Raw genomic sequence first — 18,730 nt, 5'->3', positions numbered from 1 at the left:
TCTCCCAGGTCAGCAAAACCCGGGGAGAGTGACATTCCAACTTTGCAGGATCAGGACACTTTAACTTTGCGGCTACACACAAGGATCACATAAGATAGATTATGGAACTATCGGATATGCCGGAAAACATGGATTGCGGCTGATCCTTGCCTTGCCGCGCTTGACCCGGCCTTTCCGGCCTGCTTAGCGTTCCAGCACCGAAGCACCACTTTCAAGGCCAGATGTGATGAGCGAATTGCGCGTTCTTTCAGATGCTTTCATTCCAGAACTGCCAAACCGCTACAAAGGCAAGGTTCGCGAAAACTACGATCTGCCCGATGGCAACCGTATCATCATCGCCACGGATCGGCTGAGCGCCTTCGACGTCATCCTGACCTCGATCCCGAACAAGGGTCACGTGCTGACCCAGACCGCGCGCTACTGGTTCGAGGAAACCGCCGACATTTGCCCGAACCATGTGGTCAGCTATCCGGACCCCAATGTCGTCATCGGCAAGCGGCTCGACATTCTGCCGGTTGAGGTCGTCGTGCGCGGTTATCTTGCCGGCACCACCAGCACCTCGATCCTGACCAAGTACCGCAATGGCGAACGTGAGATGTACGGCATCACCTTGCCGGACGGCATGCGCGACAACGAGAAGCTGCCGCAGCCGATCATCACGCCCACCAGCAAGGCTTTCGACGGCGGTCACGACGAGCCGCTCTCGGCCGAAGCGATCCTCGAGCAAGGACTGCTGACGAAAGAGCAGCTGGATACGGTCTGGCAATATGCGCTGGCCCTGTTTGCCCGTGGCCAGCAGCGCGCCGCCGAACGTGGCCTGATCCTCGTTGACACCAAATACGAGTTCGGTACCGACGAAAACGGCACGATCATTCTTGCCGACGAGATCCATACGCCCGATAGCAGCCGCTATTGGATCGCCGACAGCTACCAGCAGAGCTTCGAACGCGGCGAGCGCCCGAAAAGCTTCGACAAGGATTTCGTGCGCGCCTGGGTCACCGCGCGCTGCGACCCTTACAAGGATCCGATCCCAGAAATTCCAGTCGATCTCATCGAGCAGACATCTGCGGTCTATATCGAGGCTTTCGAGACGATCACCGGTCAGCGCTTTGTCCCGGACCTTTCAGGCGCATCGGTTCTGGAGCGTATCCGCACCAATCTGGCGCCCTATTTCTCCAAGTGAATCCGTATCTTAGATAAGAATGCTAATCTGATTTACGCGTCACCAGACGTCGGATCGCCGACGTCGAATTCGAGCCGCATCATGTCGTAGGCCGGCTCGATATGATCGGGCGTTTCGCCCTGAACCGTGTCGTAATCCAGCGGCACATGCATGTGCGTCAGTACCGCCCGCTTCGGCTGCAGTCTGGCGATCCAGCCGAGCGACTGCACCAGCGACAGATGGCTCGGGTGGAACTTATACTGCAGGGTGTCGAGAACCAGCAGATCGAGACCGTCGAGCTTGGCGACGGTTTCGGCGGGAAAGTCGCTGACATCGCTGCAATAGGCAAAGTCGCCGACCCGGAACCCGAGCGAATGGATGTTGCCGTGAAACTGCATCAGCGGCCGGAACGGGATCGGCCCGCCGGCACCGTTGATCACCACAGGCGATAGATCGTCGGGAATGATCCGCGGCTCGACGATCGGTGGGTAACCGCTGCCGGGCGGTGATTCCAGGCAATAGCCGAATCCCTCGCGGATTCGCCCCATCGTATAGGCATCGGCCCAGATCGGCACCCGCCTCCGGTTTTCAATGACATAACCGCGCAGATCGTCGATGCCATGCAGATGATCGGCATGGGAATGGGTGTAGAGCACCGCATCGATGTGGTGCACCCCTGCTGCAACCATCTGCGCGCGAAAATCCGGACCGGTGTCGATGACGACGGTCGTCTTGCCACCATCGGGCGCGGTCTGCTCGACCAGCAAAGCGGCGCGCATGCGCCGGTTCTTCGGATTGTCCGGATTGCAGGCGCCCCAGTCACCGGTGATGCGCGGCACGCCCGGCGACGAGCCGCAGCCGAGAATGGTGAAGGCGCGCCGGAACGCCACGTCAGACCCTCGGCATCTTGGAGAAGATGCGGAAGGCGTTTTCCGTGGTGATCCTAGCGATCTCCTCGTTGCTCACACCGATCGTTTCGGCGAGCACGGCAGCCGTATGGGCGACATAGGCCGGCTCGTTGCGCTTGCCGCGGAACGGCTTCGGCGCGAGATAAGGCGCGTCGGTCTCGACGATCATCCGGTCGTGCGGCACGGTCTTGGCGATCTCGCGCAACTCTTCGGATTTCGGAAAGGTCAGGATGCCCGAGAAGGAGACGTAGCCGCCGAGCTCGACGCCGATACGCGCGAGGTCAGGGCCGGACGAGAAGCAGTGCAGAAGGAAAGGGAAGGCCCCCTTCCCTGTTTCCTCGGTCAGGATCGCCGCCATGTCTTCGTCGGCCGAGCGGCTATGAATGACGAGCGGCAAACCGGTTTCGCGCGCTGCGGCAATGTGCCGGCGCAGGCCTTCGACCTGGGCGTCACGCGGAGCGTTGTCATAGAAATAGTCGAGACCCGCCTCGCCAATCGCGACCACCTTCGGATGCACCGACAGCCGGACAAGATCTTCAGTCGTGATGTCCAGTTCCTCATCCGCATTGTGCGGATGCGTGCCGACGGAACAGAAGACATTCGGATAGGCCTCAGCGATCGCAAGGATCGTCTCGAACCGCTTCACGCGGGTCGAGATCGTGATCATCTGCTCGACACCCGCCTCATGCGCCCGCGCGACGATGGCGTCACGCTCCGCTTCGAAATCGGGAAAATCCAGATGGCAATGGGTATCGATCAGCATGCTCAAAGTGCCTTATTGCGCTTCCGGTGCAATGTAGCGCGGGAACACCGGCTTCGGCGCTTCAAGCGGCGTGCCCGACACGAGACGTCCCGCCTCGCCGAGGGCTGCGAAGTCGCGCTTGTCGGCGGGCGCCGCCACCAGGTCGAGCAGCTTTGCCGACGAGTCCGGCATGAAGGGCTGCAAGAGGATGGCGATCTGGCGCACCACTTCCGCCGTTACATAGAGCACGGTTCCCATGCGGGCCGGATCGGTCTTCTTCAGGGCCCAGGGCTCCTGGCCGGCGAAGTAGCGGTCCGTCTCGGAGACGACGGCGATGATCGCGGCCAGCGCCCGGTGGATCATCTGCTTGCCCATCTCGTCGCGCGTGATCTCGTGCAGCGCATCTGCGGCCGCCAGCATCGCCTTGTCCTCGTCGGTCAGGGTACCGCAGACCGGGACCTGGCCGTCGCAGTTCTTGACGATCATCGACAGCGAGCGGCTCGCCAGGTTGCCGATGCCGTTGGCGAGGTCGGAGTTGATGCGGGTCGCGATCCCCTCCTCGCTGTAGCTGCCGTCCTGGCCGAACGAGACTTCGCGCAGGAAGAAGTAGCGGATCTGGTCGAGGCCGAAATGCTCGACGAGGTTGAACGGATCGACAACGTTGCCGAGCGACTTCGACATCTTCTCGCCCTTGTTGAGCAGGAAGCCATGGGCAAAGACGCGCTTGGGCAGCGGCAGGCCGGCCGACATCAGGAAAGCCGGCCAATAGACTGCGTGGAAGCGGATGATGTCCTTGCCGATCACATGGATGTTGGCTGGCCAGAACTTGGCGCGTGGACCCTTGGGATCGTCGAGATAGCCTGTTGCGGTGATGTAGTTCGTCAGCGCGTCGACCCAGACATACATCACGTGCGCCGGGTCGTTCGGAACCTTGATGCCCCAGTCGAAGGTGGTGCGCGAAACCGAGAGATCCTTGAGGCCCGATTTCACGAACGAAATCACCTCGTTGCGGCGTTCGGCCGGACCGATGAAATCAGGATTTTCCTCATAGTGCTTCAGGAGCTTGTCCTGATAGGCGGAGAGGCGGAAGAAGTAGCTCTGCTCCTCGACCCATTCGACGGGCGTTCCCTGCGGGCCGTAGCGGACGCCATCGTCGCGCAGTTCGGTCTCGTTCTCCTGGTAGTAGGCTTCGTCCCGCACAGAGTACCAGCCGGCGTAGGAATCCTTGTAGAGGTCGCCCGCCTCGCCCATGCGAATCCAGATGTCCTGCGACGCATCGTGATGGCGCTTCTCGGTCGTGCGGATGAAGTCGTCGTTGGACGCATTCAATAGCACGGCCATCTTCTGGAATTCCGCGGAGTTGCGGTCGGCCAGTTCCTGCGGAGTCACGCCTTCCTTGCGTGCCGTCTGCTGCATCTTCTGGCCGTGCTCGTCGGTGCCGGTCAGGAAGAACACGTCACGTCCATCTAGGCGCTGGTAGCGCGCCATGGCATCCGTCGCGATCAACTCATAGGCGTGGCCGATATGCGGCCGGCCGTTCGGGTAGGAAATCGCGGTGGTGATGTAGAAAGGGGACGTGTCTCTCATAGGCGGATTCGATCTATCTCGGATTAAGCTACGCACGCTCTTAGCGCATACGCCGCAAGGAAGAAACATGCGATCCGTGAAAAGCCCGGTCGGAGAGGTCGCCGCTGGCGCTGCCAGCCTTGCATAATCCGCATGCGCGATCTAGAACAAAACAGAAACAAACGAAAGAGGGTGAATCATGCTGGAGCGACTTGGCAGCCAATTTGAAACCGCCTCCGCCGGCTATGCCGGCGCGCACGGAATCGAGCGCGACCCCGACTGGTTCATCCTGAAGATGCAGGAGGAATTGGGGGAGCTGACGCAGGTCTGGAACAAGCTCAGCGGCCGCGGCCGACGCAACGGGAAATCAACGGACGAACTCAGGTCCCTGATGGCCGACGAGACCGCCGACCTGCTCGGGCATGTGCTGCTTTTCGCCCACCACCACAAGCTCGACCTGCAGGCGGCAATCGAGCGCAAGTGGCGCTTCCAGGCGGCGCTATAGCGCCGCTTTCAAATCGTCGAGCAGCGACAGGATGGTCTGCTTGCGGTCGAGATTGTAGGCGTCGCTGACGGTCAGCCGCTCGGTCACGGAAGCCGAAAGCCGCGCGAAGCGCTCGGCGCGCACGATGTCTCCCGCAATCGCGGCCTCCCGCGCGTCGCGCATGATGCGGTCACTTGCGAGAGCCTGGAAGAATTCGAAGATCGTTTCACTGTCCTTGCCCGAGAGCACGTCGGCCAGCTTGTGCATGTCCTTGCGGACCGCCGGGCCCTGCCCTGCGAGGATTCCTTCGAATGTCGCGGCAATTTCCAGTCCGCCATAATTGATGAGCTTCAGCGCTTCGGCGACGCTGCCATTGGCGGCCGCGACGATGCGCACGGCGTTCTCGCCTTCGAGATCGAAACCGAGATGCGCCATAGCCTGACTGAGCGGCGCGACGTCGAGCGGCTTCAGCCGCAGCGGCAGGCAGCGCGAGCGGATCGTCGGCAACAGTTTTCCGGGCGCATGCGTCAGCACCAGGAAGAGCGAGCGGCGCGGCGGCTCCTCGAGGATCTTCAGGATGGCATTGGCCGCATTCCGGTTGAGGTCGTCCGCCGGGTCGATGATGACGATGCGCCAGTTGCCCGTACCTGACGTCTGGCTGAAGAACTTGCCGGCGCGTCGGACCTCGTCAACGGTGATCGCGCCCTTCGCCCTGCCCGTCTTCTCATCGATCGGGCGGCTCAGGTGCAAGAGATTGTGCGAGGCGCCCGAGGCGAGCTGCCGCCCGATGGCGGAAGCCGGATCGGGATCGGAAATCGCTTCAGGCGCTTCCGCGGGTTCCGGATGTTTCAGGATGTGATGCGCAAAGCGAAAGGCAAGCGTCGCCTTACCAATCCCCTCCGGCCCTTCGATCAGGATCGCGTGGTGTCCCTTGCCGGAGCGATAGCTCTGCGCCAGGAAGCTTTCCGCCTGTTCGTGGCCGAACAGTCGATTGTTCTCGGCGGGCGCGATGGCGCCATCCAGGACGCCGCCTCTTTCCGCGCTCATGACACGACTTCCTCGGTCGACGTGTCGGTGCCGTCGCCATGCGGCAGGAGGGCCTCGACGAGGGAAAGCACCTCGGTGGCGATGGCCTCGACAGGCTGCGTCGCATCGACGACCCGGCATCGCTCGGAATCGCGCCTGGCGATATCGAGAAAGGCGTCCCGCCGTTTCTCATGCGTCTCCAGCTGCTCCTTCTCGAAACGATCAGGATTGTCGTCCCCGGCGCGGCGTTGCGCCCGCTCGAGGCCGATGCTCGCCGGCAGATCGAAAATCACGGTCCGATCCGGCACGACACCGTTGATCGCCACACGCTCCAGACTTTCGACGAAGCTTTGCTCCAGGTTGCCGGTGATGCCCTGATAGACGCGCGAAGAATCCATGAAACGGTCGCACAGCACGATCGTACCCTTGTCGAGCGCCGGCCGGATGACCTCTTCGACATGATCGCTGCGGGCCGCTGCAAAGAGGATCGCCTCCATCCTGACCCCGAAGGCCTCCGCGGCTCCCGAAAGAAGCACGTGGCGCACCGCTTCGGCGCCGGCTGAACCGCCAGGCTCGCGTGTCGTCAGCACCTCGTAGCCGCGCCCGCGCAGGGATTCGGCAAGAAGACGAAGCTGCGTCGACTTGCCGGCACCTTCCCCACCTTCGAATGTTACGAACAGACCTTTTTTCAGCGACACCATGCGTTCCCATATCGGCATGCGACCCAGGTCACGATGATTTCAGGTCGAATCGACCTGAAATCATCGTGACCTGTTCTAATAAGCTAGAGCGGAACGCGGGCGGAAAACCGCGCACACTTTCCTCATTCCGCTCTGGCCCTGTTTAACCGATTGGTCCGCCGTGTGAAACCGTCAGGTGGCGATGAATTGGCAGGAACCGCCCTCGCCGCAACCAGCTGCGGCTAAATCCAGAAAAACAGCAGTTCCTGCAGCGCATCGAGAGCACGGCTGGTCAGCGTGCCCTGCCCGACGGCGTTGGCGGTCTTGACCGGCACTTCGCGCAGCAGCTTCTCGCCGTTCCACAATTTGACGACGCCGACTTCCGTCCCCGCAGTCACCGGCGCCCGCAAGGGCCACTTATAGACGATCCGCGCCGTCAGCCGTTCCGGATTGTCGACCGGCAAAAGCACGTCGACCGGACCGCCGGCAACCAAGGCGACGTGGGCGGCATCGCCGCCATAGACGGCCGCTTCGCCAATCGCCTCCCCGTCGGCAAAAATCCGCTTCTTCTCGAAGGCGGTCATTGCCCAATCGAGCACCTTGCGGCTCTCCTCGATGCGCTCCTTGTCGGTTTCGAGACCGCCCATGGCGAGATAGACCCGGCGGTCGCCGCGCTGCAGCGAAGCGGCCAGGGAGAAACCGAAGCCTTCGGCAAAGCCGGTCGCCAGGCCGTCCACACCGATATTGGCCGCGATCAGCGGGTTCTTATTGCGTTGCAGGATCTTGTTCCATTCGAACTCCGGCTGCGAATAGAGCCTGTAGAGATCGGGATGTGCCTCGTGGAGGTGCCGAATGAGCGTTACCAGTTCGCTCATCGTGATCTGGTTGCCGGGATCCGGGAGCCCAGTGGCATTGCGGAACGTCGCAACCGGCATGCCAAGCTCGCGCGCGCGCGCCGTCATCCGCTCGGCAAAAGCGCCCTCATTCCCGGTCATGCCTTCAGCAAGGATAATGCAGGCATCGTTGGCAAGCTGGACCGCCACACCCTGCAGGAGGTCGGCGACGCGGATGCGGGATTTCAATGCGGCAAACATCGTCGAGGTGCCGGCGGGCGCACCGCCGGTGCGCCAGGCGTGCTCGGACACCTCGAAGGTGGTTTCGGCGGAAAGCTCGCCCTTGCCGAGAGCCTCGGCCACGACCTCCATCGTCATCAATTTGGCGAGCGATGCAGGCGGTATCGGTTGATTTTCGGCGCGTGAGAAAAGCACGGTGCCGGTTTCGGCATCGACAAGCAGGATCTGCTTTGCCTTGGTATCGAAAGCGGGCGCCGGTGTCTGCGCGAATACGGCGCCTGTAAACAGCGCAACGCCGAAAAACACCGCCGAAAACATCTTCATGCGCATGGGAAACTCCGGTTTCCCCTTGGGCATAGCAGCGTGGTCATTTTGGCACAACGCCGCCTGCGGTTAACGGACAGAGCCGCTTGCTTTCTGGCGCTCGGCGTAATCGACAATCACTTGGGGGGTAAGCTGCTTCCGGTCGACCATAATTGCTTCAAACGGCGACTCGGCATCGCTGACGCGGACTTCGACGTAAGCTGCAGCATAGGCCATGTTGCCGTCGGGCATCGGGATGAACTCGGGCCGCTCACGCGGGATCGGGCCGATTTCCGGCAGCATCACGAACTCGTTCAGCGATTGCGGCTGGGCGAACTGCGGCACGGGAGCTGCGAGCGCCGTCACCGGTTCGCCAACATCGAGCGAGGCCTTTGCGGGGACGGTGATCGTGCCAAGGCTCTGTTTGCGGAACGGCTCGTTCGAGGCGACCATTACGCCGGTCTCGATCTGGCCTTCCGGCATCACGCTCGGGCCACGTTCGCCCTTCTGAACGTAGGACGCCATCAGATAGGGCATGTCGTTGCCTTCAAGCGGCGCGCGGCCGACATATTGCACGCGCACCTGCGCGCTGCCCTTGCGCTTGATATCGAGCATGTCGGCCGTCTTCGAGGAAACGTCGATGATCCGGCCGAATTCATAGGGGCCGCGATCGTTGACGCGCACAATGACGGACGTACCGTTTTCCATGTTGGTGACGCGCGCGTAGCTCGGCAGCGGGAACGTCGGATGGGCGGCCGACAGATGGGCCTTGTCATAGACCTCGCCGTTGGCGGTCAGGCGACCATGAAAGGCCGAGCCGTACCAGGAAGCCGTACCGGTCTTGTTGTAGCCGAAGTCTTCCCTCGGCTGATACCACTTGCCCTTGACCTGATAGGCCTTGCCGACCTGATAGCGTCCGCCGCCCTTGGGGATGTTGTTACCGGTGGCAACGCGCGGGCTCGCCTTCACGCCGTAAACGGATTCGGCGAAGTATTCCTTGCTCCGCGGCTTCTTTTTGATGCTCGACGTGGATCCGCAGGCCGCGAGCGTTACGCACAGCGCAGGAATTGCCGCAAGGCGCAGTCCCTTGACCAGATATGCCGCATTTTTACTGGATGTCATCTGTCCCACAACATCGATCGAATAAGCCGTACTCGAAACCTTCCGCTCGTGCCCCCAGCGGAAATCTCGGCGTCCCGAAACGGAACAGTCGATTAAACATGACAGCAACAAGGCGAAAATGCGAACTCATCCACAGATCAGCGCCGGATTTCATGCGTTATGGTTTACAGATGGTTACCGGCAAAGCGTGCCCGCACGCTCCAGTCCGGCCATCGAGAAAATCTTTCAGCGACGCATGTTAAATCTTGCAAAGCGACGGGGCTTCGCGCAATAACGCCGTGCCCGGTAAGCAGTTGACTGCGAGCTCAGGCAAGGACAGGTGGCCGAGTGGTTTAAGGCTCTGGTCTTGAAAACCAGCGTACGGGAAACCGTACCGTGGGTTCGAATCCCACCCTGTCCGCCATTTTCCCAAGAAATATAGTCCGACGATGGACCGCCATCCCTGGCGGTGCTTCATTTTAACGAGCGCTTGTCGGCAGGCGTCAGCGCCGTGTGGTTCGCCTCGGGCAGACGACGACTGGGCCCTCCGCCTTTCACTCAAGCCGCGGGTTAGAGGCTGAACGGATCACGCGCTGAGCGCTCCCGCTCGGCGCGTTGAACGGATCGGCCTTCTTCTCCTTGGATTTGCGGCCCTCGCCGGCGATGATCTCATCCACGGCCCGCTGGCATTTGAGGAGTTCTTCCGCCAACGTCCTTTTGCGCACGAACCCCGTCAGGAATTCCGCATCGGTGACGTTCACGAAGAGGAACTCGCCGGTCTCGTCGCCGGCGGCGGTGGCCGCCGCACTCCAGGGATCGCCCTTGCAACCTGTCGAGACGGAGACATCTTCACAACACGGATTTGTGCACGCCGGCAGCGAGGCCGCGACCTGGCGCAACCGAAGCGATTGCGACGCGGCCGGCGCGCCGGGCTGAGGCGGCTTTGCCGCTGCGTGCCCCTGGCGCAAAACGGCCACAGCCTGCACTCAAAGAGCTGTTGAACATATGGCAGTGATCGCCAAGCTTGCTGGACTTCGGAACGAAAGCGCGGTTCACATCGTTAACCGCCCCGTAGTCCCACCCTTGCATCAAAGTGGACGATCACCGTGCTTGCCGCCCTGCTTCTCGCTTCGATAGTCGCATCGCCTAATATGCCTGACGTCAAGCTCAGCGCTGCCACGGTGGACGAACTTCAGACCGATTTCGAGAGCGCCGTGCCGTGCCATCAGATCGATGGACGCAAGGTGTGGAAGGGTGCGATCGCGTTCTACATCCAGTCGTTCGTCTATGATGGCGACAGGCCGGTCGCGACCGATGCGGCGGATGCCGTACTTCCAGAAGACAACAGCGCCGAGACGGTGAAGGAATTCGAAGACGCCTGCGCCGCCACGCAGCCCGCCTAGCCTCTTTGCACAAAAACGCTCGCGATTCGTTCGAATCGCCGTGCCGTCGCGCAATGCGCTCCGCCGCCGCCCTCCGTTTGGGCACGATCATCGCCCAAATCCGCTCTGCTCCCGTAAAAGTGACCAATCGACACGCACAGACGCGCCAATTGTCTGAATTCACGGAATTTTAGGCACTTGCGGAACACATATGGAACAGATAGTGTCTGTTCTTGATTTGTTTCACGCCTCTGGGAGCGACGTGCCATGCTGACCCGCAAGCAACAGGAATTGCTTCTCTTCATTCACGAACGCATGAAGGAGTCGGGCGTCCCACCATCATTCGATGAAATGAAGGATGCGCTCGACCTGGCGTCGAAGTCCGGCATTCACCGTCTGATCACGGCACTCGAAGAACGCGGGTTCATTCGCCGTCTGCCGAACCGGGCTCGCGCGCTCGAGGTCATCAAGCTTCCGGAAGCCTACGCGTCCAGCCAGCAGCAGCCCCGCCGCGGCTTCTCGCCCAGCGTGATCGAGGGCAGCCTCGGCAAGGCGCCAGCGGCCGCACCGCCGAAGCCCACGCCCGTGGCCGACAACACATCGGTTTCCGTGCCGGTCATGGGCCGCATCGCTGCCGGTGTGCCGATCTCGGCCATCCAGAACAACACGCACGACATTACCGTTCCGCTCGACATGATCGGCAACGGCGAACACTACGCTCTCGAAGTCAAGGGCGACTCGATGATCGAAGCCGGCATCTTCGACGGCGACACCGTGATTATCCGCAATGGCAATACGGCCAATCCCGGCGATATCATCGTGGCGCTCGTGGATGATGAGGAAGCGACGCTGAAGCGCTTCCGGCGCAAGGGCGCATCGATCGCGCTCGAAGCCGCGAACCCTGCCTACGAAACAAGGATTTTTGGGCCCGATCGGGTGAAGATCCAGGGCAAGCTCGTCGGGCTGATCCGCCGCTACCACTGATTCCGAGGGAAACTTGGCATCCGACAGAGCCTCGCCACCGCTTGCGGCGGCGAGGCTCTGTTTATTGAAGGCGACCTGATGCGCGTCCAGGGCGGCTATTAGCGCCTTGATCTCGTCTCGGCTAGGTATGTCGACGCCAATCTCCAAGCGGCCCTTCTGGCGCCTCTCTGCACGTCTCTCGCGGCCTTTCCGGCCGCCGCGCATGTCCCGCACCGGATTGCGTGTCGCCAGCCCTCGCTCGTTCGCATCGGCAAGGATGGAGCCGAGCGAGGTGATGATTTTCTTTGTCATGGCCGGCGAGCGGCCTTCCTTGCGTAGCCGGTCCTCGAAGTCGCGCACGGCCGGCAACGTCAGCTTCGACAAGAGCGTGCTGCCGATCAGCGGCTTGATATGGTTCTCGAGGTGGTTCTTGCGCTGGTTTGTCGTCGAGCGCTCCAAGCCTGAACTCTCGCCAGATGAGATCCAGAGCGAGCCGGATTTCTCCACCGTCACGGTGTCCCGATCGGCGACGTGCGTTCCCTCTCGGACCTCGACAGAGGCCGTAGCGGCGAACGCGTCGGCCTGCTTCTTAAGCTTGAAGGTCTTCTGGCGCCGTATTCCCTTGGCGTCGACATAATCAACGATCCAGGCGGTCTTCTCTTCGCCCTTAGCGGTCGTCCATGTGCGCTTGCGGACGGACATCGCGGCTCACTTTTCCGGCTTCTTCAAAGGACCATCAGCGTCGTCGGCTCGGCTGTCAGGGTCATTCGCCTCTTGGCTGCCTTTGGCAATTTCTTCAGCTAACAGGCCTGCACGGATGCGCTCCAGCTTTTTTGCCAGCTCATCAATCTCATCCATGAAGCGGAGTTCGCGTGCGAAAGGGTCAGGATAGGCTTCTTCCAAGGTCGCCACGATCTCAGCGTTCGCGCTTCGGCCGCGGCGGTCCGCGGCGGCCTTTACCCGCTTGCTCTCCGGTTCCACGGCTAGCGCAAACGATCTCTCAGCCGCCATCACCGGCATAGCAACCGCTGCCCAGGCGGCAAATACCGGCGTGGTGGACGTCACCCAAAGCTTGGCGATGGCTCAGATGCAGCAGCTTTCGGCGTTGCAGCAGTCGAGCACCAATCTCCGCACCATGGAAAAGGAGTTGAAGGATATCAACGTCGCGCTCAGGGCCGCCTCTGATATTCCGTCGTCGGAAATCTTCGGTGGTCTGCTGAGTGATGCAGCAGGGGCTAAAGCGATCGACAACGCCGCCACGAGCATCGAGAAGGTTATGACTGCTATCGGAAAGGGCGGCACGACTGCGGCGATGGCGCACGAGTCCATCGAGCTTGCGCGTCAGAGCCTCATGGCCTTGGGCGGCGATACCGTGGCCGTCGATCGGCTCATCAACTCCATGGTTGCCGGCTACATGGAAGTGAGACGCCTGGAAGGTGGCATCAAATCCCTTTCTCAGTCGATCATGAACATCCCGAACAAGATCGTCTCTATCGGCATCCAGCAATACGAAGTACCGGCCTCTGGCGGCGGCACTACGGGTGTCAGGGTCCACGGCGGCGAGGCTGATATGAGCTATCAGTCCTACAGCCTTGGCGGCAAGACCATCGGCGTATCGTCTGGCAATGGCCCTGCCGTCCGTACGCAAGGCTATCTTGTCGACCAGTCCGACATTCAGACCATGCTCGAACTACAGGGCAAACGCGCAGCGGGTGGTCCGGTCTCGGGCGGCGATCTGTACCTCGTCGGCGAACAGGGCCCGGAACTCCTGAAAATGTCCGGCGCAGGCAACGTCACCAACGCGAACAGCACGGCGTCGATCCTCTCCGGTGGCCGAGACATGCTCTCCCTGATCGAAGACAACACGTACAACATCATGGCCGAGCTGCGCATTCACACCCGTTTCTGGGAGACAAATGACGACGACAACAATCAGATCCTTGCCATGCTGAAGAAGCTCGAATCCTACGGCGTCAGTTCCTCCTCCTCTGGTGGTGGTTCGCGTTCTTCGTACTCCTCTGGCAGCTCCTACAGCGGCTCTTCGGGTTCGGAAGGCCAGAGCCATTTGGACCCGTTCGCGCCCTATTACTTCAACGCTGCGCGGAACAACGCCGGCCGCGGCGGTGACCGATATGATCCCGTCGCCGATGCGCTGATGAACGGCAACACGGAAGCCTTGCGCGGTCTCAGCGGTGGCCCGACAGAGGCTCTGAGCCGGGCACTCGGTGCCATCAGCGGCTCGGGCGGCCCTTCGCTCCTTGACCGTCTGAAGAAGCATGCGGGCTTTGCCACGGCGGTCAGATCATGGCCGGCGAAGATCAACGAATCGAGTTTTTCAAGCGCCGTCGGGAAAGAGTGATCATCGTCGACGATACCAACGTCTCCGATCAGCGCGGGGCAGCGGCGTCGGCTGCGCGGTCTGAACATCCGATCCAGATCGTCAACCACTTCAACGGCGGTAATGTCGGCAACGACCTGTCTCGGCGAGCTATGGCCGATCAGTTCCGTAACGCCGTCAGACAAGCCATGCTGGAACGGTGACGCCCATGAGCGCCCCACTGACAGAAATCGAAATCGAAGACGTCGGGATCATGCGACTGCCGAATATGTGGCAGTACGATCGGATCAGGGCGATGCCTCCTGGCCACAACAAGGCCATTGCGCCGGCAGCATTCGGCCTCGGCATGACGATCCGGCAGTTCAAGAGGTTGCCAGTTGAGAAAGCAACGAGAGGCAATCGCGGCTTCATATCGCCTAACAGAGCCGCCCATTCCCGCTGTCCAGCCAGAGCAAGCCCGTCGGCGCATCCCCAGGCGCAATGAGCGTGTATCGAAGGAAAGGATGATCGAACTTGGCCGGGAACTCCTCGCCATCAAAAAGAGGCTCCCCACAGGCCATTTTCAGCCGTGGATCAACGAGAAGAGCGGGATCTCCTACCATGCAGCACTGCGGTTCATGCGCGCAGCGAAAGAGGCAGACCGGCAATAGCGATCGATGGCGGGCAACCCGAACCTATGAGCGGTTGATCAGATTGTTATACTCAACCTCAGCGGCGGCCTTTGCCTCATCGACGCCCCGAAAGCGCTTCGAGAGTTCCCTTGCTAGGACTGTAACCGAGTAAACATCATTATTGATTTTCGTGTGCTTGTGAGTGCCAAGAGTATGGACTTCAGCCACAATCTCATTGCCCACTCGTCCGCGTCTCACCTTTGCGTGTCTGCCCTTTTCCCACTCGATTGCCATTATCTTTCCCCCATACTTATCCGCATCAGGACTGTTTGAACCCAATCCAACGGTGCGCCAGCCCCTCGTCGACGAGTTGAGAGCCGAGCGATTGACCGCCGCGGTAGACTTCGCGCAGTTTCCGGCCGTATTTGTCCTCGTCACGCAAGCCGGCCTTGAGACCGAAGGCGCCGGCATTCAGAAGCGACTGTAGACGGAACTTGGCTTGCTCACCCAGCGCCTTCTCCTCGGCGCAACGCGGCTCGCTGATCTCGGGCGTGTCTATGTCCGCGATGCGGTACTTGGTGCCTTCGAGCCAGAACGTATCACCGTCCACGACGCACGTTGTTCGCACGCTCGATGTGCATATGGGGAAGGATGCGGAAATGGTATCTTCCGGCGGCACGGTTGCCCAGCCGTAGGCTCCACCTATCACGACGCCAGCTAGAGGCAACACAAACACCCAGGGCGATAAACCGCTTCTCGGCGCCGCCGTGCGTTTGGTCGAATTGAATTTGGTGGACCTCCCCACAGCCTCAGGCGACGCTTGAAGCTTGCCTGTCCCTTTTGAAGGCAGGCTTTTATCAAACACGGAATTGGCGACAAGTATCGCGCAAACTACCACGCCACCTATGAGCAGCGCGAAGGGCGAACGACCTCCGCCACCGCCTCCCCATCGCCCGCTACGACGGCGCGCCTCAGCGTCTTTTGGAAGTAAAAGCAGAAGTGGGCCGAGCACTAAAGCACGGCGCCTTAACTGGGATGGTTCGCGTAAATCTGGTCCCCTCAAACCAACTGCAGATTTCCCTGCTTTTGACCGATCGGCGGCTTGGGCCCCTAGCGCTTGTTTTGGTAACAAGACAGTTCCGCCTGGTTACGGAATTCGGCAACCGCCTCTTGCTGGTTTTCCTCGACTGAAAAATCGGGCTTCTGATAGGCCATGATGATTAGCAGGCGGGCGAGAGGTCTCGTTGCTTCATCGACACCGTCAATGCTTTGCATCAACGTGGACATCGGAAAATCGGCTTGACGTTTTGTCATGATGACTCGGGCGAGTTCACCAACATTGGTGCAGAACTCATTAGTGTCGGCCTTGGCTGATGTCGCCAGTGCAAAGACACAGGTCGCGGCAATGCATGCAGTTAAAGGCCTCATGGTGTCCCCCCACGCCCTACAACCGAGGGTCTTAGGTTCGCACAGCGCACGTATTAGTCAATGGTAAAATATAGGCAACAAAAAAGGCCGGGCTAAACCCGACCTTCCGAGAACCGGTAGCGGGTGGTTCTGGTTCCTCCGATGAGCCTCTTGAAACCCATTGGAGATACCGCAAATCAAGCTTTGTCGTCACTTGACGCGAGCCAGACGCTACCGGCAAGAGGGATTATACTCCTCCCCTAGCTCATTGCCAAATCCTTTGAACGCATTTGCGCCAGGGCGCGGTCGGGCGCTTTGGGCTCTCCTACAGCAGGAAAATGCTCGGGCAACGGACAGCCTATGTCAGACACCGGGCGCCATGCTGGACGGCGAAAATCCGCCTCCTGCACGGGGATTTTGAGGGCGGCGCTCAAACTCCCACATGATATCCTGCGAGGGAAAAATGGGAGGGTGAACGCGATGCCATACACTTACCGGTGCAAGGACTTCCCCGGTATGGAAGCCTGTCCAGGATCATTCACGGCCGAGACTGAAGCCGAGCTTTGGAAGCACATCGAGCTTCACGGCGCGACCGCTCACGGTGAAAAGCCGGAGCAGTGGTCCAAGGAGGATCGCGAACAGGTCGCAAAGATCGTCTGCCAGTCGTAAGGCAGACGCCGCAAGCAAAGCAGGGGGATCTACTCACTGCAACAAAAAAGGCCGGATAACCCGACCTTTCGTGATCGCCTCCCGCCGCTGCCAGTACATCCGTGGTCAGCAGGCGAGAGGGACCGTATGCCTTCAATATAGGTTTGGTTGAAATTTAATCAAATCCCAAAAGTCGGTTATTGGACCGGCTCCGAGATGAGCGCATTGGCGATGTGGCCGGTCACGGTGCTGTGATAGAAGCCAAAGTGTTGAAGTTGGAACTCACCATCATATCGACCGTTCGAAAGCCCTGCCCTTTGCAAATACACCAGCAAGTCGTCTGGCGACTTGTGGCAAGATAGGGTCTTCGTCCACAGATACATCTCGGTCAGACGATCGCCCGCGATGCTCTTTGTCAAGCTCTCGAAGAGAGAGACGCAATTCTCGGAAATGTCGGCAAGATGCATCACTGCATATTCAGGCGAACCCGTTACCTTCGAGATGCGTGTCCCATCCGTCGTATTCATTTCGCCCCTCAGCCACTCCAGTGTCTGGGGTGAGTTTCGCGGAATGCGGCTATCGAAACTTTTCCAATAGGCTAGTGCAGCCTCCGCCAGTGCTTGCCGATCCGCTGCAGGCATGGGTTTTAGGCCGAAGCGGGTCGCCTGCATTGCAGCAATGTCGAGTTCTTTAGTGCTGTCACGATCGAGGGAATCCACCTCAAGGCCGAATACATGATGGCTTGCTTCGTCTTCGTCGGCGGCGAGGATGGAGATCCAGATTTTACGCACGCGCAGTTGGTCAGCGGGTTTCTGCCGGCGGCTACCTGATTCGTCAGATGCTTAACGGCGCCGAAGCGGCCTTATTTGGGCTGGAGGGCCTTTTCGTCTTCGATCGCCCGGAGCAAGGCATCTATTGCTTGCTGAGTCTGCACAAACTGGTCGCGCCAACTCTCAGTTTGGCCCCGGTTATAATCGCCAGCCAATTTAGCAGCTAGAGCCCTTCGATGCTCTCGCGCTTTCTCCAGTGCCGAGTCCAAGGTCTTCAGATGCTCGCCTGCCATTTCCCAAGCCCTCTATGTCGCGTTTCATGTCGCGTGGAGTAGCCGAGTGTCGCAGAAAACCATTTGAAATCAATCGTACTGGCTTGCAACATGACGCGACATGGAAGCGGGGATTTCCCCGCCTCGACATCGCTACAACGTGTTGATTTCGTTGGTGAAAATGTTTGGAGGCCTCGCCCGGAATTGAACCGGGGTACAAGGATTTGCAGTCCTCTGCGTCACCACTCCGCCACGAGGCCTCACAGCTCGGATAACCGAGCGTTGGCGCGGATTTAGAATGATTGCAGAAAAACCGCAAGAGGCATTTTCCGAAAAACGCGTCGTCGATTTGTAAGACGGATACTTTCCACAGAGCGATCGCGAACCTCCGCCGATCGCATCTGGGGTGGCCTCAACACCAGGGCGTCGCGTGTCCTGTCCACGGCCGCACCAGCCCCTCGGATACGAGCACGCGCCCGATGGACTGGTCGCCGCGGGTAACCAGCCGCAGCTTTTCACCGGCCTTGGCATCCTGACGACCGCCCGCCGTTTCCAGCCTGAAGTCACCCGCATTCAACAATTCGCGCAGGCGCTGCTTGGCGTAGAAGCCGCGCGAACGTTCCTTGTCGCAGCTTGCCTGGCGAATACGCGGCGCATCGACGTCTGCCACGCGGATCGTTTCGCCGTGGTAAAGGAAGGTGGCGCCGTCGATCACGCAGTTGTCGTTGCGAATCCCGCAGAAATAGAACTGATCCGTTCGGACGGATGCCGTCTTCACTTCCTCATTGGGCCGCACCACGGGTGTCGGCGCGTTGGCGCCGACGTCGACGGATGGCACCGGAGCGGCAAGGGCAACTCTTGTCACCGGATTCGGCTTCTGCTTCTCCGCCTGCTGCGCGGGACGCTCGTCCGCTTTCTGCGCGACACGAACGGGCTTCGGCTTCGATTCGTGTCGAGACGTGAACGCGGCCACGTCCGATACCACCGGCCAATGTTTCAATTCGGCGCGATGATCGTAAGCGACCACGCCGCCGACAGTGAGTGCGGCGGCCAGATACCACGGCGCCATCCCGCCTTGTTTGCCCCTGCTCCGACCGGAATTCCGGCTTCGACGTTTCGTAGTGGCTTTGGCCATGCGTCCCCATCCTGATTCGCGACCGCATTATGCGATTGATGGGTTGCCGAAAAGTTTTCGGCGGCCTCCCTCAACAAAGGGTTCAGCCGCTTCGCTGGGAATCAATTGGCAGGGAATCGAAGCCGAGGCATCCGGGACGGATGCGTTGACCGAAAATGT

General features: G+C 60.4%; 20 protein-coding genes, 2 tRNA genes and 1 pseudogene. 8 read left to right on the top strand and 15 right to left on the bottom strand.

The genetic code is table 11. The features are described 5' to 3' along the window. Nucleotides 1-235 precede the first annotated feature (235 nt). Nucleotides 236-1,183, top strand: a complete 948-nt coding sequence (locus tag AC070A_RS23730) for a phosphoribosylaminoimidazolesuccinocarboxamide synthase (RefSeq protein WP_057256106.1) — start codon at nt 236-238, stop codon at nt 1,181-1,183. 32 nt (nt 1,184-1,215) lie between these two features. On the opposite strand, the gene AC070A_RS23725 is transcribed toward AC070A_RS23730, so the two are convergent. The 3 genes from AC070A_RS23725 to metG are packed head-to-tail and all read right to left on the bottom strand — an operon-like array spanning nt 1,216 to nt 4,399. Continuing rightward, nucleotides 1,216-2,052, bottom strand: a complete 837-nt coding sequence (locus AC070A_RS23725) for an MBL fold metallo-hydrolase (protein WP_057256049.1) — start codon at nt 2,050-2,052, stop codon at nt 1,216-1,218. Nucleotide 2,053: 1 nt separating this feature from the next. Further along, nucleotides 2,054-2,833, bottom strand: a complete 780-nt coding sequence (locus AC070A_RS23720) for a TatD family hydrolase (protein ID WP_058328207.1) — start codon at nt 2,831-2,833, stop codon at nt 2,054-2,056. A gap of 12 nt (nt 2,834-2,845) precedes the next feature. After that, nucleotides 2,846-4,399 (bottom strand): methionine--tRNA ligase, encoded by a 1,554-nt coding sequence (metG, locus tag AC070A_RS23715; RefSeq protein ID WP_058328206.1) that lies wholly within the window; start codon nt 4,397-4,399, stop codon nt 2,846-2,848. Between the two features lie 178 nt (nt 4,400-4,577). On the opposite strand from metG, the gene AC070A_RS23710 reads away from it, so the two are divergent. Next, nucleotides 4,578-4,883, top strand: a complete 306-nt coding sequence (locus AC070A_RS23710; RefSeq protein ID WP_057256043.1) for a nucleoside triphosphate pyrophosphohydrolase family protein — start codon at nt 4,578-4,580, stop codon at nt 4,881-4,883. Here AC070A_RS23710 and AC070A_RS23705 read toward each other — a convergent pair. The 4 genes from AC070A_RS23705 to AC070A_RS23690 all read right to left on the bottom strand — a co-directional run bounded on the left by AC070A_RS23705 (nt 4,878) and on the right by AC070A_RS23690 (nt 9,066). Next, complete coding sequence (locus AC070A_RS23705) at nt 4,878-5,909, bottom strand: DNA polymerase III subunit delta' (RefSeq protein ID WP_113737525.1); 1,032 nt, start codon at nt 5,907-5,909, stop codon at nt 4,878-4,880. The genes AC070A_RS23710 and AC070A_RS23705 overlap by 6 nt on opposite strands. Beyond that, the gene (gene tmk / locus AC070A_RS23700) at nt 5,906-6,586 is read right to left on the bottom strand and encodes a dTMP kinase (RefSeq protein WP_373419872.1); all 681 of its coding nucleotides are present in this window, start codon (nt 6,584-6,586) and stop codon (nt 5,906-5,908) included. The genes AC070A_RS23705 and tmk overlap by 4 nt, the downstream gene beginning before the upstream one ends. 224 nt (nt 6,587-6,810) lie before the next feature. After that, entirely contained in the window at nt 6,811-7,971 is a 1,161-nt protein-coding gene (locus AC070A_RS23695) for a D-alanyl-D-alanine carboxypeptidase family protein (protein WP_058322492.1), read from the bottom strand. Nucleotides 7,972-8,034: 63 nt separating this feature from the next. Beyond that, complete coding sequence (locus tag AC070A_RS23690; protein ID WP_113737526.1) at nt 8,035-9,066, bottom strand: septal ring lytic transglycosylase RlpA family protein; 1,032 nt, start codon at nt 9,064-9,066, stop codon at nt 8,035-8,037. Between the two features lie 313 nt (nt 9,067-9,379). On the opposite strand from AC070A_RS23690, the gene AC070A_RS23685 reads away from it, so the two are divergent. Next, nucleotides 9,380-9,469, top strand: a tRNA-Ser gene (locus AC070A_RS23685). Between the two features lie 130 nt (nt 9,470-9,599). Here AC070A_RS23685 and AC070A_RS23680 read toward each other — a convergent pair. Further along, a complete protein-coding gene (locus tag AC070A_RS23680; protein WP_057256035.1) occupies nt 9,600-10,022 on the bottom strand; it encodes a hypothetical protein in 423 nt (140 codons plus the stop codon). Nucleotides 10,023-10,196: 174 nt separating this feature from the next. Here AC070A_RS23680 and AC070A_RS23675 point away from each other — a divergent pair, with 174 nt between their 5' ends. Together AC070A_RS23675 and lexA are read left to right on the top strand one after the other, a co-directional pair. Beyond that, a complete protein-coding gene (locus AC070A_RS23675) occupies nt 10,197-10,448 on the top strand; it encodes a hypothetical protein (RefSeq protein ID WP_057256033.1) in 252 nt (83 codons plus the stop codon). Nucleotides 10,449-10,694: 246 nt separating this feature from the next. Continuing rightward, nucleotides 10,695-11,411, top strand: coding sequence for a transcriptional repressor LexA (gene lexA / locus AC070A_RS23670; RefSeq protein ID WP_057256031.1), 717 nt, complete (start codon nt 10,695-10,697; stop codon nt 11,409-11,411). A gap of 84 nt (nt 11,412-11,495) precedes the next feature. On the opposite strand, the pseudogene AC070A_RS23665 reads toward lexA, so the two are convergent. Together AC070A_RS23665 and AC070A_RS23660 are read right to left on the bottom strand one after the other, a co-directional pair. Further along, nucleotides 11,496-12,092: pseudogene (locus AC070A_RS23665) on the bottom strand (phage integrase central domain-containing protein); the annotation flags it as partial. A gap of 6 nt (nt 12,093-12,098) precedes the next feature. After that, the gene (locus AC070A_RS23660; protein WP_156414775.1) at nt 12,099-12,455 is read right to left on the bottom strand and encodes a hypothetical protein; all 357 of its coding nucleotides are present in this window, start codon (nt 12,453-12,455) and stop codon (nt 12,099-12,101) included. Nucleotides 12,456-12,477: 22 nt separating this feature from the next. Between AC070A_RS23660 and AC070A_RS23655 the strand changes: the two genes are divergently transcribed. Together AC070A_RS23655 and AC070A_RS23650 are read left to right on the top strand one after the other, a co-directional pair. Beyond that, nucleotides 12,478-13,749: a hypothetical protein gene (locus AC070A_RS23655; RefSeq protein ID WP_162770989.1), complete on the top strand. Its 1,272-nt coding sequence runs from the start codon at nt 12,478-12,480 to the stop codon at nt 13,747-13,749. Continuing rightward, nucleotides 13,746-13,931: a hypothetical protein gene (locus AC070A_RS23650; protein ID WP_057256022.1), complete on the top strand. Its 186-nt coding sequence runs from the start codon at nt 13,746-13,748 to the stop codon at nt 13,929-13,931. The genes AC070A_RS23655 and AC070A_RS23650 overlap by 4 nt, the downstream gene beginning before the upstream one ends. Before the next feature lie 727 nt (nt 13,932-14,658). Here the strand turns inward: AC070A_RS23650 and AC070A_RS23645 are convergent. Further along, nucleotides 14,659-14,949: a thermonuclease family protein gene (locus AC070A_RS23645; RefSeq protein ID WP_309140584.1), complete on the bottom strand. Its 291-nt coding sequence runs from the start codon at nt 14,947-14,949 to the stop codon at nt 14,659-14,661. A 500-nt stretch (nt 14,950-15,449) separates the two neighbouring features. After that, nucleotides 15,450-15,767 carry a hypothetical protein gene (locus AC070A_RS23640; RefSeq protein ID WP_057256016.1) on the bottom strand — a complete coding sequence of 106 codons (318 nt, stop codon included), beginning with the start codon at nt 15,765-15,767 and terminating at the stop codon, nt 15,450-15,452. Between the two features lie 459 nt (nt 15,768-16,226). Between AC070A_RS23640 and AC070A_RS23635 the strand changes: the two genes are divergently transcribed. Further along, nucleotides 16,227-16,415: a DUF1059 domain-containing protein gene (locus AC070A_RS23635; RefSeq protein ID WP_057256013.1), complete on the top strand. Its 189-nt coding sequence runs from the start codon at nt 16,227-16,229 to the stop codon at nt 16,413-16,415. Nucleotides 16,416-16,591: 176 nt separating this feature from the next. On the opposite strand, the gene AC070A_RS23630 is transcribed toward AC070A_RS23635, so the two are convergent. From AC070A_RS23630 to AC070A_RS23620, 3 genes are all read right to left on the bottom strand, one after another. After that, complete coding sequence (locus AC070A_RS23630) at nt 16,592-17,185, bottom strand: hypothetical protein (protein WP_113737529.1); 594 nt, start codon at nt 17,183-17,185, stop codon at nt 16,592-16,594. 437 nt (nt 17,186-17,622) lie between these two features. Next, nucleotides 17,623-17,696, bottom strand: a tRNA-Cys gene (locus tag AC070A_RS23625). Between the two features lie 152 nt (nt 17,697-17,848). After that, nucleotides 17,849-18,571 carry a thermonuclease family protein gene (locus tag AC070A_RS23620; protein WP_255571576.1) on the bottom strand — a complete coding sequence of 241 codons (723 nt, stop codon included), beginning with the start codon at nt 18,569-18,571 and terminating at the stop codon, nt 17,849-17,851. Nucleotides 18,572-18,730 lie beyond the last annotated feature (159 nt).

The sequence above is a fragment of the Ensifer sp. GW101-20A05 genome, from assembly GCF_059424735.1.
Note: the sequence above shows the minus strand (reverse complement) of the source record. Positions and strands in the feature narration are given on the sequence as shown.